Origin of the sequence: Plantibacter sp. CFBP 8775 (assembly GCF_014839505.1) — a bacterium.
Taxonomy (GTDB): Bacteria; Actinomycetota; Actinomycetes; order Actinomycetales; family Microbacteriaceae; genus Plantibacter; species Plantibacter auratus.
In genome coordinates this window covers 1,966,101-1,979,181 of sequence record NZ_JACYNV010000001.1, presented here as the reverse complement: position 1 = coordinate 1,979,181, position 13,081 = coordinate 1,966,101, and the positions used below count along the sequence as shown (strand labels likewise).

9 protein-coding genes and 1 pseudogene are annotated in these 13,081 nt (G+C 69.9%); 3 read left to right on the top strand and 7 right to left on the bottom strand.

Going from position 1 to position 13,081, the window contains the following annotated elements:
- Positions 1 to 492 carry a Cys-tRNA(Pro) deacylase gene (gene ybaK / locus IFR14_RS09395; protein ID WP_191940894.1) on the top strand — a complete coding sequence of 164 codons (492 nt, stop codon included), beginning with the start codon at positions 1 to 3 and terminating at the stop codon, positions 490 to 492.
- A 57-nt stretch (positions 493 to 549) separates the two neighbouring features.
- On the opposite strand, the gene glgP is transcribed toward ybaK, so the two are convergent.
- On the bottom strand, positions 550 to 3,123 hold the full coding sequence (gene glgP / locus IFR14_RS09390) for an alpha-glucan family phosphorylase (protein ID WP_191940893.1): 2,574 nt from the start codon (positions 3,121 to 3,123) through the stop codon (positions 550 to 552).
- Between the two features lie 172 nt (positions 3,124 to 3,295).
- Here glgP and IFR14_RS09385 point away from each other — a divergent pair, with 172 nt between their 5' ends.
- The gene (locus IFR14_RS09385; protein WP_191940892.1) at positions 3,296 to 5,350 is read left to right on the top strand and encodes an alpha-1,4-glucan--maltose-1-phosphate maltosyltransferase; all 2,055 of its coding nucleotides are present in this window, start codon (positions 3,296 to 3,298) and stop codon (positions 5,348 to 5,350) included.
- A gap of 65 nt (positions 5,351 to 5,415) precedes the next feature.
- Positions 5,416 to 7,615: pseudogene (gene glgB / locus IFR14_RS09380) on the top strand (1,4-alpha-glucan branching protein GlgB); the annotation flags it as partial.
- A gap of 31 nt (positions 7,616 to 7,646) precedes the next feature.
- Here the strand turns inward: glgB and IFR14_RS09375 are convergent.
- The 6 genes from IFR14_RS09375 to IFR14_RS09355 all read right to left on the bottom strand — a co-directional run bounded on the left by IFR14_RS09375 (position 7,647) and on the right by IFR14_RS09355 (position 13,046).
- A complete protein-coding gene (locus IFR14_RS09375) occupies positions 7,647 to 8,627 on the bottom strand; it encodes a tetratricopeptide repeat protein (RefSeq protein ID WP_137241858.1) in 981 nt (326 codons plus the stop codon).
- Positions 8,624 to 10,489 carry a hypothetical protein gene (locus tag IFR14_RS09370; RefSeq protein ID WP_191940891.1) on the bottom strand — a complete coding sequence of 622 codons (1,866 nt, stop codon included), beginning with the start codon at positions 10,487 to 10,489 and terminating at the stop codon, positions 8,624 to 8,626. Before IFR14_RS09370 ends, IFR14_RS09375 begins: the two co-directional genes overlap by 4 nt.
- A 118-nt stretch (positions 10,490 to 10,607) precedes the next feature.
- A complete protein-coding gene (locus IFR14_RS09365) occupies positions 10,608 to 11,351 on the bottom strand; it encodes an alpha/beta hydrolase (protein WP_191940890.1) in 744 nt (247 codons plus the stop codon).
- A 52-nt stretch (positions 11,352 to 11,403) separates the two neighbouring features.
- Positions 11,404 to 11,694 (bottom strand): hypothetical protein, encoded by a 291-nt coding sequence (locus tag IFR14_RS20865; protein ID WP_071260877.1) that lies wholly within the window; start codon positions 11,692 to 11,694, stop codon positions 11,404 to 11,406.
- 50 nt (positions 11,695 to 11,744) lie between these two features.
- Positions 11,745 to 12,413 carry an aggregation-promoting factor C-terminal-like domain-containing protein gene (locus IFR14_RS09360; protein ID WP_079705666.1) on the bottom strand — a complete coding sequence of 223 codons (669 nt, stop codon included), beginning with the start codon at positions 12,411 to 12,413 and terminating at the stop codon, positions 11,745 to 11,747.
- Positions 12,414 to 12,488: 75 nt separating this feature from the next.
- Positions 12,489 to 13,046 (bottom strand): DivIVA domain-containing protein, encoded by a 558-nt coding sequence (locus tag IFR14_RS09355; protein WP_342365673.1) that lies wholly within the window; start codon positions 13,044 to 13,046, stop codon positions 12,489 to 12,491.
- Positions 13,047 to 13,081: the final 35 nt, after the last annotated feature.

Genomic DNA, 13,081 nt, shown 5'->3' with positions numbered 1-13,081 from the left:
ATGGCGAAGCGCAGGGCCGAGGGTGGCGGCACCCCGGCGACGGTGACGTTGACCTCGCTGGGCATCCCCTTCACCCCGCGGTCCTACCACCACGACCCGTCGGTGACGGCCTTCGGTCTCGAAGCCGCCACGGCGCTCGGGGTCGACCCGCCCAGGGTGTTCAAGACCCTGCTGGTGGAGGTGGACGGGTCGCTCGTCGTCGCGATCGTCCCGGTCACCGACCAACTCGACCTCAAGGCGCTCGCGACGGCCCTCGGCGGGAAGCGGGCGACGATGGCGGACCCCACCGTCGCCGAGCGGAAGACGGGCTACGTGGTCGGCGGCATCAGCCCGATCGGGCAGCGCACCGCGCTCCCGACGGTGCTCGACGAGAGCGCGTTCGAGCACGAGACGGTGTTGGTCTCAGGTGGTCGGCGCGGGTTCGACCTCGAACTCGCCCCGTCCGACCTCGGAACGGCCGTCTCCGCCGTCGTCGCGCGGATCGCCCGATAGTCGGATCCCTCGACGCACCGGACCGAGGGACGCACCGGCGCGTCGGAGGAGATCGCCCTACTGGTCCGCCACGGCGACGAGCCCGAGTTCCGCGGGGGTGAGGAGCAGCTCGTGTCTCGGCACGATGCGCACCGTGTACCCGAACCCGCCGGCCCGATCGAGGGGAAGCGTCCCGGCGTACTCGAGCGTGTGCTCCGGCCGACTCGTCGACGGGGACTGCTGTTGCTCGAGCGGCTGCGTCCGGATGTCGAGCAGTTCTCCCCCGGCACCGGGTACCCCGCAGACCACCTCGACGGTCACGTCCTCGGGTGACAGCGACCCCAGCTGGACGTAGGCGCGCAGCCGCAGCACGTCACCGACCTGCGGGACCGCGTCGACGCCGCCGCTCTCGACATGGGCGACCGCCAGCTGCGGCCAGGCCTCGCGGACCCGCTGCTTGTAGGCCGCCAGCTCGCGCGCCCGCTGCTGATCGGACGCGTTCAGCTCGCGCTCCATCGCCGCCGCCGGGAGGTACATGCGCTCGGTGTACTCGCGGACCATGCGGTCGGCGCTGAGTGGTTCGGACAGCGTCGAGATCGTGTGTCGCACCATCTGCATCCAACGCTGCGGCAGACCGTCGTCCCCGCGCTCGTAGAACCGTGGCACCAGCTGGTGCTCGAGGATCTCGTACAGCGCCGTGGCCTCGAGGGCGTCGCGTTCATCGTCGTCCGCCGCGCCGTCCGCCGACGGGATGACCCAACCGTTCTCGCCGTCCGCGTAATCGTTCCACCATCCGTCGAGGATCGACAGGTTCAGGGCACCGTTGAGCGCGGCCTTCATGCCGGAAGTCCCGCAGGCCTCGAGGGGACGCAACGGGTTGTTCAACCACACGTCACAGCCGGGGTAGAGCGTCTTGGCCATCCCGATGCCGTAGTCGGGCAGGAAGACGATGCGCGATCGGAGTTCGGGATCCTGGGCGAACTGCACGAGGCGCTGGATGAGCCGCTTGCCGTCGTCGTCCGCCGGGTGCGCCTTGCCCGCGACGACGATCTGGACGGGCCGTTCGGGGTGGAGCAGGATCGCGCGCAGTCGATCGGGATCGCGCAGCATGAGGGTGAGCCGCTTGTAGCTCGGCACGCGCCGGGCGAACCCGATCGTCAACACCTCGGGGTCGAGCAGTTCGTCGATCCAGGACGGGAGCACCGCCTGCGGGTTCTGGCTCCGATACCCGTCGGCGATCCGACGCCGCACGTCGGCGACGAGGCGCTCCCGCATCCCGTGCTTCCGCGACCAGAGCTCTGCGTCCGAGAGCGACGGATCGGACCAGTCCGCTCGACTCGTATCGGTCGTCCCCCACCGGTCCACGGCGAGGTCGACGAGCGACGGATCGGTCCAGCTCGGGGCGTGGACACCGTTCGTGATCGACGTGATCGGCACGTCCGAGACGTCGAAGCCGGGCCAGAGGCCTCGGAACATCGCGCGGCTCACCTCGCCGTGCAACCGACTGACGCCGTTCGCGCGCTGCGCCAGACGCAGGCCCATGATCGCCAGGTTGAACACGTCGGCCGAGCCGCCGTTCGCCGTCTCGTCGCCGAGTGCGAGGACGTCCGGTGCGGCGACGCCCGGGAGCAGGTCACCGCTGAAGTAGCGCGTGATCACCTCGCGGTCGAACCGGTCGATCCCGGCCGGAACGGGGGTGTGCGTCGTGAAGACGGTCCCGCCCCGCACGAGCTGCAGCGCCTCGTCGAAGGAGAGTCCGTTGCCGACGAGGTCGCTGATCCGCTCGAGCCCCAGGAAACCGGCGTGGCCTTCGTTGGAGTGGTAGACCTGCGGCAACGCGTGGTCGGTGAGCTCGCTCCACTGCTTGATCGCTCGGACGCCGCCGATGCCGAGGAGGAGTTCCTGCAGCAGTCGATGCTCGCCGCCACCGCCGTACAACCGGTCCGTCACCCCGCGCAGGTCGGCGACGTTCTCGGGGATGTCCGTGTCGAGCAGCAGCAGTGGCACCCGACCGACCTCGGCGATCCAGACCCGTGCCGACAGGCTCCGGTCGTCGGGGAGCGCCAGAGTGACGGTGACCGGTGTCCCGTCCGGTTCCCGGAGCACCGTGACCGGGAGTCCGTCGGGGTCCTGCACGGGATAGGACTCCTGCTGCCAGCCGTCGTTCGTGATCGACTGCGCGAAGTATCCGGAGCGGTAGAGGAGACCCACGCCGACGAGCGGCACCCCCAGGTCGGACGCGCTCTTCAGGTGGTCGCCGGCGAGGATGCCGAGGCCGCCCGAATACTGCGGCAGGGCCGCGGCGATACCGAATTCGGGCGAGAAGTAGGCGATCGTCTGCGGTTTCGGGTCCGGGAGGCCCTGGTACCACCGCGGCTCCTCCAGGTATCGGCGGAGGTCGGCGTGCAAGGCGTCGGCCCGGCCGACGAAGTCCGCGTCGGAGGCGAGTTCCGCCAATCGCTCCGGCGTCACGAGTCCGAGGCCGCTGATCGGATCGTGGTCGGACTCGCGCCAGACGTCCGGCGCGATCTCGTCGAACAGGCGCTGCGTCGGCTCGTGCCACGACCACCGCAGATTCGCAGCGAGGGCGGTGAGCGAGGTCAGGGACTCGGGGATGAGCGCGCGGACGGTAAACCTGCGGATAGCCTTCACGCGCTCACTCTATGGCAACCGCGGAACGCACCCGAACGCTCATCGGGCGGCCACCCGGGACACGGCCGCGCCCGAGGCCTTAGCATGACGCGCGACACCCCGCGCGCCCCTTCATCGGTGGTCGTTTCGCGGTACGGTCGGACCAGTGGCACCGAAGGAGATGGAACGCACTATGCCGAAGTCAGTACCGCAGTCCTCCACCGTCGACGACGCCGTACCGGTGTCGCTCGCGCTGTCCCCGAGCATCGGGCGCATCCCGATCCTTAATCCGACCCCCTCGGTCGAAGGTGGCCGCTGGCCGGCCAAGGCGTTCGCTGGCGAGGTGGTGCCGTTCGGTGCGACCGCGTTCCGCGAAGGACACGACCTCATCGGTGTCGAGCTCCTGCTCACCGATCCGCGCGGGAAGACGGTCGCACATCGGATGGCTCCGGGCGCCCCGGGCACGGACCGCTTCGAGGTCGAGGTCCAACTCACGACGGAGGGCACCTGGCGGTACCAGGTCCGCGCCTTCGCCGACGAGTTCTCGACCTGGGAGCACAACGCCCGGGTCAAGATCGAGGCCGGCGTCGACGTCGAGCTCATGTACCTCATCGGCGCGGAACTCCTCGAGCGCGCCGCGACGGACAAGCTCCGCCCGGCGAAGGACCGCCGCTTCCTCACCGCCGCCGCCAAGCTCCTCCGCGACACCGACGCCGAGCCGGAAGCCCGGTTCGCGGTGCTCGACGATCCAGAACTCCTGGCCATCGCCGACCGTCGGCCGTTCGCCGGTCTCGCGAGCACGAGCGACGAGCGCGTGGTCCGCGTCGAGCGCACCCGGGCCGGCGTCGGTTCCTGGTACGAGTTCTTCCCGCGGTCGGAGGGTGCCGAGCGGAACCCGGACGGCTCCTGGACGTCGGGCACCTTCCGCAGCGCAGCCGGTCGGTTGCCGGCCGTCGCCGCGATGGGGTTCGACGTCCTCTACCTGCCGCCCATCCACCCCATCGGCGTGACGTTCCGCAAGGGACCGAACAACACCCTCACGCCCGGCGAGCACGACCCGGGCTCCCCCTGGGCGATCGGTGGTGCCGCGGGCGGTCATGACGCGATCCATCCCGACCTCGGCACGGAGAAGGACTTCGTCGCCTTCGTCCGCCAGGCGAAGAAGGCCGGCCTGGAGGTCGCGCTCGATCTCGCCCTGCAGGCGTCGCCGGACCACCCCTGGGTGACCGAGCACCCCGAGTGGTTCACGACCCTCCCCGACGGCACGATCGCGTACGCCGAGAACCCGCCCAAGAAGTACCAGGACATCTACCCGGTCAACTTCGACAACGACCCCGAGGGCATCCGGGCCGAGGTGCTGCGCATCATCCGGCACTGGATCTCGCTCGGTGTCCGAATCTTCCGCGTCGACAACCCCCACACCAAGCCGCTCGACTTCTGGGAGTGGTTGCTCGCGACCGTCAACCGGACGGACCCCGACGTCGTGTTCCTCGCGGAGGCCTTCACCCGTCCGGCCCTGCTGCAGGGTCTGGCGAAGGTCGGGTTCCAGCAGAGCTACACCTACTTCACCTGGCGCAACACGAAGGAGGAGCTCGAGGAGTTCCTCGGCGCGGCAGCGACCGAGACCGCCGACTTCCTCCGGCCCAACCTGTTCGTCAACACGCCGGACATCCTCACCGAATACCTCCAGTTCGGTGGCCGGGCGGCGTACAAGGTGCGTGCGGCGATCGCCGCGACCGCCGCGCCGACGTGGGGGGTCTACGCCGGGTACGAGCTCATCGAGAACGTCGCCCGTCCCGGAGCCGAGGAGAACATCGACAGCGAGAAGTTCGAGTACCGTCCGCGGGACTGGGCCGCTGCGGAGGCCGCCGGCACATCGCTGTCGCCGTACCTCACCCTGCTCAACCAGATCCGGCGTGCGCATCCCGCCCTCCGGCAGTTGCGCAACATCAGCTTCCACTGGAGCGACGACGACCAGATCCTCGTCTTCAGCAAGCATCTCGACCAGCGGTTCACCGGCACCGGTGAGCACGACACCCTGCTCGTCGTCGCCAACCTCGATCCGCACTCGGTCCGACAGACCATGGTGCACCTCGACCAGACCGTGTTCGGTGGTGTCCCGGGCGGCAGCTTCGACGTCACGGACCTCGTCACGGGAGCCGAGTGGATCTGGTCCGACAGCAACTTCGTGCGCCTCGACGCCTTCACCGAGCCCGTGCACATCCTGAGCGTGAGGATCCGACCATGACGACCAGCCCTGTGACCCCAGACGGAGCCGCTGCACCGAAGCGCTCCGGCCGTCGAGCCGCACCGATGCCGGTCGACGCCACACCGGCGCCCCGGGAGCTCCCGCTCCCCTCCGTCGAGGACTGGATCCTCGACGCCGTCGCGGAGGGCCGCTACCACGATCCGCACGAGATCCTCGGCCAGCACCTGGTCGACCTCGGCGGAGTGAGCGACCCCCTCGTGGTCGTCCGCGCCAGACGCCCGCTGGCCGAGCAGGTCACGGCGGTGCTCGCCAACGGTGCGCGCGTCGAGCTCGCGCACGTCCGCGCCGGCATCTGGCAGGGCTTCCACGTCGACGGCATCATCGACTACACGCTCGACGCCCGCTACAGCGACGGGTCGATCTGGAACGCCGACGACCCGTACCGGTTCGCGCCGTCGATCGGTGAACTCGACCTGCACCTCATCGGCGAGGGTCGCCACGAACGGCTCTGGGACGCCCTGGGCGCACACGTCACCGAGCTGCGTGGGGTCACCGAGTCGGTCGCCGGCACCGCGTTCGCCGTCTGGGCACCTCACGCACGTGCGGTCCGGGTCATCGGCGACCTCAACTCCTGGGACGGCACGGCACACGCCATGCGCAACATGGGTGCGACGGGTGTCTGGGAGCTGTTCATCCCCACCGTCGGCGCCGGCGAGCTGTACCGCTTCGAGATCCTGACCCAGCACGGCGACTGGGTCCGTCGGTCCGACCCGATGGCCCGGTTCACCGAGCGCTCCCCCGCCACCGCATCCGTGACCGGTGTCAGCGACTACCGCTGGACCGACGAGGCGTGGCTCGATCGGCGGGCCGCGAGCGATCCGCACAACGGACCCATGAGCGTCTACGAGCTGCACGTCGGCTCCTGGCGTCCCGGGCTCGGCTACCGGGACCTCGCGGACCAGCTCATCGAGTACATCGCTGAGCTCGGCTACACGCACGTCGAGTTCATGCCACTCGCCGAGCACCCCTTCGGCGGCTCCTGGGGCTACCAGGTCACCGGCTACTACGCGCCGACGAGCCGCTTCGGTTCGAGCGACGACCTCAAGTACCTGATCGACCGTCTCCACGGCGCGGGGATCGGCGTCCTCATGGACTGGGTGCCCGGCCACTTCCCCAAGGACGAGTGGGCCCTCGCGAACTTCGACGGTCAGCCCCTCTACGAGCACCCCGACCCGCGACGCGGCGAACAGCCGGACTGGGGCACCCTCGTCTTCGACTTCGGGCAGCCCCAGGTCAAGAACTTCCTGGTGGCCAACGCCCTCTACTGGCTCGAGGAGTTCCACGTCGACGGCCTGCGCGTCGACGCCGTCGCCTCGATGCTGTACCTCGACTACTCGCGGAAGGACGGCGAGTGGCTGCCGAACGTCCACGGCGGGCGCGAGAACCTCGAAGCGATCAGTCTCCTCCAGGAGGCGAACGCGACGGCCTATCGACGGAACCCCGGCATCGTGATGATCGCCGAGGAGTCGACGAGTTGGCCCGGCGTCACCGCCCCGACGAGCGAGGATGGACTCGGGTTCGGCCTCAAGTGGAACATGGGCTGGATGCACGATTCGCTCCAGTACATCGAACACGACCCGCTCTACCGGTCACACCACCACGGCGAGATCACCTTCTCGATGGTCTACGCCTTCAGCGAGAGCTTCCTCCTGCCGATCAGCCACGACGAGGTCGTCCACGGCAAGGGGTCCCTCCTCGCGAAGATGCCCGGGGACCACTGGCAGCAACTCGCGAACATGCGGGCCTACCTCGCCTTCATGTGGGCCCACCCCGGCAAGCAGTTGCTCTTCATGGGCCAGGAGTTCGGTCAGCCCTCCGAATGGTCGGAGGAACGCGGGCTGGACTGGTGGATCCTGGACCAGCCGAGCCACCGGGCACTGCTCGGCCTCGTGTCCCGACTCAACGCCGTGTACACGGAGCACCCGGCCCTCTGGGCCCTCGACCACGACGCCGCCGGCTTCGAATGGCTCGATGCCGGGGACGCGCAGAACAGCGTGCTCTCCTTCCTGCGCTGGGACGACGACGGCAACGTGATCGCCGCGCTCGTCAACTTCTCCGGCGCCCCCGTCGGCCCGTACCGGGTCGGTCTGCCCCGCGCGGGTCGGTGGGAGGAACTGCTCAACACCGACGCCGTGGAGTACGGCGGATCCGGCGTGGGCAACTACGGATCGATCGAGGCGTCGGCGTCACCGTGGGCGGGACGCCCGGCTTCCGCCGAGCTCACGCTCCCTCCGCTCGGCATGANGGAGGCGGGCCTTCGTCGTGCATCGGTCGGTCAGTAGAGCAGGCCGGTCAACCGGGCCCTGGCCTTCATGACGCGCGGATCGGTGACGCCGGCGACCTGGAACAGCTCGAGCAGGCGCGTCCGGACGGTGTCCTTGCCCGACTGGTCGAGGTCGGGGAACAGCGTCAGCAGACGGTCGAAGGCGTCCTCGAGGTGCCCTCCGGAGAGGTCGAGGTCGGCGACGGTCAGCTGGGCGTCGAGATCGTCGGGAGCGGCGGCCGCTCGTCCGCGGATCTCATCGAGGGTCTTCCCCGTGAGGCGGTGCAGCAGACGGACCTGGGCGAGGCCGGCCACAGCCATGTCGTCCTTCGGGTTCTGCGCGATGGCCTTCTCGTACGCGGCGATGGCCGTCGGGTAGTCGGCGCGCTCGATGGCCTCGTAGGCCTCGGCGTGGAGGGGCGGCAGCGGCTCCTCCACGGGCTCGGCGGGAGCTGCGGCGTCGCCATCGGCGACGACGGCCCGACCGGAGACCCCGTTCTGCTCGGCCAGCTGCAGCAGCTGCTCGATGACATCGCGCACCTGCGACTCCGGGATCGCGCCGTTGAACATCGGCACCGGGCGTCCGCCCACGACGGCGACGACCATCGGGATCGACTGCGCCTGGAAGGCCTGGGAGAGCTGCGGGTTCGCGTCGACGTCCACCTTGGCGAGCACGAAGCGACCCGCGTATTCGGCGGCGAGGCGCTCGAGCACCGGCGAGAGCTGCTTGCACGGTCCGCACCATTCGGCCCAGAGGTCGATGACGACGGGCACCACGGAGGACAGCTCGACGACCTGACCGAACCCGTCGTCCGTCGCGTCGAAGACCAGTGACGGGACCTGCACGGTCTGGCCGGTCGTCGCACCGGGAGTCTCCGCAGGTGCGCCCGGTTGGTTCGGTGTGGCAGCAGGCGGCGTCTGGTGGCGACGCGCGAGGCCGGAGAGGTCAACGGCGCCGCGCAGGTGTGCTGCGCTCGGCTCCGCGGCACTCACGGGAGCTCCGATGCGGCGATGAGGGTCTGGGTGAATCCGAGCAAGGTGATCTTCTCTCCGGAGTTGACGGCTGGCACGTAGAACAGGAGCTGGTCGCCGTAGGTGGCCTGCGTCCCCTTCGCGCTCTCGGTGATCCCGGAGAGAGCGGCGACCGCACCCGAAGGTTTCACGGTAGCACCGGCTGTGACGACGGATACCACCTCCCCCTCCTGCACGTTGACGGCGACGATCGCACCGGAGTCGTTGGTCGCCAGCGCGACGTTCGGGCCGGTACCGGCGGCCGCCGAGAAGGCGATACTCGCCGTGGTGGGGAGGCTCGCGGCCTTCGTGGCGCGGTCCGCGGCGACCTGCGTGCGGAAGACGTCGCCATCGGCGTTGAACAGGCCGGCGAAGGTGCTCGCATCGCCGTTCGTGATGATGTCGGCGTACGCCGCGGCGATCTCCTCCGGCGGCATGACGAGCAGCTTGGAGTCCGGCGGGACGCTCGCGGCACCGATGGTCGCGGGCGCGACGTTCTCGAGTCGGGCGCCCTCGAGGAGCTTCTCCGCGTAGACGACCTGGTAGTTCGACCGCGGGTCCTGCTGGGTCATCACGAGGACCGTCGGCGACACCGTCTCGTCGGCCTTGTCCTGGATCGCGGTCATGACCGTCCGTGGCCAGGCGTCCGTCGCCTGAGGCAGGGTGAGCGTGACGGGCGAGGCGGGGATGGGGGTCGCTCCGGCGGCGTCGGCCACCTTCGAGCGGAGGGCGTAGTTCGCGGTGCGCTCCTCGAGCGCCGGCCCGGAGAATCGGACGGCCGCAGCGGTGCCGTCGAGCGCAGCGTCGGCCTCGGACGCCGCCGTCGAGATCCGCGACACGATCCGTTCGACCTGTGGCACGGTGACGACGGGCGCCGCGAAGTCCTGGTCCTGGCTGTCGGCCGGCAGGTCCGTCGCGGTGACGGTGGGCGTCGGTGACGACGCTCCGATGGTCGGCCAGTAGTCCTGGGAGCAGCCGCTCAGGCCGAGCGTGCCGATGAGGACGAGCGGGACGCCCACGACGAGGGAGCGGCGGAGCGGGGAGCGCTTCGTCTTGCCGGCCCCGAGTTCACGGGGGCGGCGCGGCTTCGGTTGTCTCGACATCTTCGTGATGCCCTTCTGTCCTTGTCCGGGACCCTTGCGACGCGGGCCTCGCGAGCGACGCATGCGCTGGATCCCAGAGAGGTAGAGCACGATGCCGGCGAGGAGCACGAGGATGCCACCGGCGATCAGCGGACCGGCCCACGGTGTGGCGTTGTCGAGTGGCCAGGAGAGGCGGAGGGAATCCGGAGCAGCGGCCGAGCCGTCGGTCGCGATGAGCACGTCGATGTCCTTCGGCAGGTTCATCGTCGCGATGACCGCGCCCGCTTCGTCGTACTCACCGAGCCAGAGGTCGGATCCGCGCGGGTCCGGGCCCTTCTCGGAGGTGGTGGTGTCGTCGGTGGCCTCGGGGGCCGGCGTCGCCGACGGCTCGGGACTCGGGGTCGCCCCGTCGTCGTCGGTGGCGTCCGCCTCGGCGGTGACGGTCGTGGTCGTCAGGGCGGTGCCGGCACTGTTGACGCCGACGCGGCTGTACGGCTCGTCGCCGAGCCAGGCCGTGATGTCTTCGGAGCGCCCGTAGCTCATGAACACCTGCGTGTCGCCGCCCGCGCCCGCCACGATGGACTGCGCTCCCGGCTGCGACTGCAGCACGCTCCCGGGGATGACGATGAACCGGTCACCGCTGTCGACCGTCGTGGACAGGCTGAAGGTGCCGGGCGAGAGGAACACGGTCCGTTGCGCGATTCCCGTCACGATCATGACGGCTGCCACGACGAACGCGGCGATGGCGAGAACGAAACGCACGGATTACTCTCCTCTGGCGTCGGAGCGACGCGGGTGATCCTGCGTCCGACGGGATCCGGCGGGTCGGGCCGGCAGGAGACGCAGGTGGTTCAGGCTATCGGAAATGACTGGGAGGCGGCTAGACGGCCGCTGGGAGGCCAGGGGCCGGCCAGTGGGTCGGGAGCGGCAGCGCCTCGGGACGCACTGCAGCGACGATCTCGGTGAGCACGCGTCGGGTCTGGCTCTCCCCCACCCACAGGTGCTTGGCACCGTCCACCGGGACGAGGGTGGCACCGGGGAGCACGCCGAACCGTTCCGCCGCTTCCGCTGGTCGGAGGTAGTCGTCGAACTCGGGCACGAGGACGACCATCGGCCGGTCGTCGCCGGCCCAGGCCCGGAGCTCGTCCTCCGTCGTGCGGTGCAGCGGCGGAGAGAGGAGGATCACGCCGTCGACGGCCGGGTCGCGCCCGTACTTCAAGGCCAGCTCGGTCCCGAACGACCATCCGACGATCCACGGATGCGGAAGCCCGCGCTCGGCCACGAACGCCAGCGCGGCCTCGACATCGGCCCGCTCGCCGACGCCGCCGTCGAACGCGCCGTCGCTCGTCCCTCGAGGAGACGAGGTGCCGCGGGTGTTGAAGCGGAGCACGGCGATCCCCGCGAGCGCAGGCAGGCGCGCCGCGGCCTTGCGGAGCACATGGGAGTCCATGAACCCGCCGGCGGTCGGCAGCGGGTGGAGCGTCACCAGGGTCGCGACGACCTCGCCGTCGGCCGGCACCGCGAGCTCACCGACGAGGGTCAGGCCGTCGGCCGTGTGCAGCTCGATCTCCTCGCGGACGGCGGGGAGCTCGGCGCCACCACGGATCTCGATGGTGTCGGTCATGAGTCAGTCCTCCGGGGCAGTGTGGTCGGGTCGTTTCGCGGCGTGCGGGCGTTCACCGGATCCGCCAGCAGTGGGAGTGCCAGTGCCGCCGGGCAGCGATGTCGGCCTGGTCGCCCAGGACCCCGTCAGCGCGCCACGTCACCACATGGGCGGTGCCGGGCGGGATGGACTGTCCGCATCCAGGACACACATAGGTCTTCTGCGCACTGGAACCGCTGACGGGCTGGACGAACCAGGATCCGTCTCGATGGTCCTCGGTGCGTTTCCACCCCGCCATCAGCCGTTCGAGACCGTTACCCTCGTCGTCGCCGGGCCGTGGCCGGTGGCGATGGTGTCGGGGCATGGGTCAAGTCTAGGCTCAGCCTCCACGACCGTGTCGGGAGGCGGTTCCGGTCAGTACCAGCCGTTGGACTCCGAGTGGGCCCACGCGCCACACGGCGTGCTGTACCGACTCGTGATGTATCCGAGACCCCAGGTGATCTGCGTCGCGGGGTTGGTCGCCCAGTCGGCTCCGGCCGAGGCCATCTTGGAGCCGGGAAGCGCCTGCGGGATGCCCGTGGCGCCGGAGCTGGCGTTGTAGGCGTACACGTTCCAACCCGACTCACGGTTCCACAGGGAGACGAGACAGCTGTACTCGCCCTCGCCCCAGCCGTTGGCCATGACCATGTCGTAGGCGATGGCCTGAGCCGTACCCGGGTCGGGCGTGCCTGCCGCGGGAGCGCTGCCCGTGGACGAGGAACCGCCGCCGGTCGCGGCCGGCGTCGCCACGGGAGGCGGCGGGGGCGGAGCGACGACCTCGTAGCTGTCGCGGGCGAAGGTGTACTGGTAGTTCGAGCTTGCGACGACGGACTGCGCGGCGTTGCCACCGAACTGCGCCTGCTTCTCCGCATAGGAGGATGCCACGACGCTCGAGGTCGGGTCGACCATCGTCACGGCGACGAAGCCGAACGCAGCCGTCGCCGCGAAGATCCCGAGGACCTTCTTGCCGCGAGAGCGCGGCCGACGGTAGGGCTGAACAGCCTTACCGGTGTTCGGCTGGGCTGATGGTTTCCACGGGGTCACGTCAGTTGAGTCTTGAGGCACGATGCATCGATGGTAGCCGAGAATGCCTGATCAGGCCACCTGGTCGCCCGACGCTCAGCGAACCGCCAGCATGACGTCCACGACGCTGTCGAGCAGTGCGTCGACCTGGGACTCGCGGTAACCGGCCCATTCGTTGCGGAACACGGCCGTGCGGACGCGGTCGACGTTGAGCGGCGTCCCGTCGTGGAAGTAGGCGACGAGGCGATCCGCGAGGGCGTCCACGTCCTTCCGGCTGTAGCCGCGGGCGAGCAGGCTCACGCGCTGGAACCGCTGGCCCTCCGGCCTCGTCAGCCGGTTGAGGATGACCTGCGCGGTGCCGCGGGCGTCGCGCAGCCACTCCTTGGCGCCGCGCTCCTCGACCGACCGCTCCCGCTCGCGGAGCGAGAAGGCGTCCTCGAGTCGCTCGAGCGCCGCGTCGACATGCTCGGTGCTGTAGCCACCCCGGACGAGCCGGAACGCCACGTGCCGGATGTCCTCCGCGCTCAGGATCGCATCGGCGTCGGCGTCGGCAACCTGCCCGTAGGCGGCGCGAGCGCGGTCGAGGAACTCGTCGACCTCGGCCGGATCGTAGCCACGCTTCGAACGTTTTGCGGTGGGGAAGATCGTGCTCACCGGACCATTCTCCCCCATGAGGGGCTGATCGGGCG

Bases quoted from the DNA above. Each gene is read 5' to 3' on its own strand.
- IFR14_RS09385 (WP_191940892.1), top strand. From the start codon at position 3,296: ATGCCGAAGTCAGTACCGCAGTCCTCCACCGTCGACGACGCCGTACCG.
- ybaK (WP_191940894.1), top strand. From the start codon at position 1: ATGGCGAAGCGCAGGGCCGAGGGTGGCGGCACCCCGGCGACGGTGACG.
- IFR14_RS09365 (WP_191940890.1), bottom strand. From the start codon at position 11,351: ATGACCGACACCATCGAGATCCGTGGTGGCGCCGAGCTCCCCGCCGTC.
- IFR14_RS20865 (WP_071260877.1), bottom strand. From the start codon at position 11,694: ATGCCCCGACACCATCGCCACCGGCCACGGCCCGGCGACGACGAGGGT.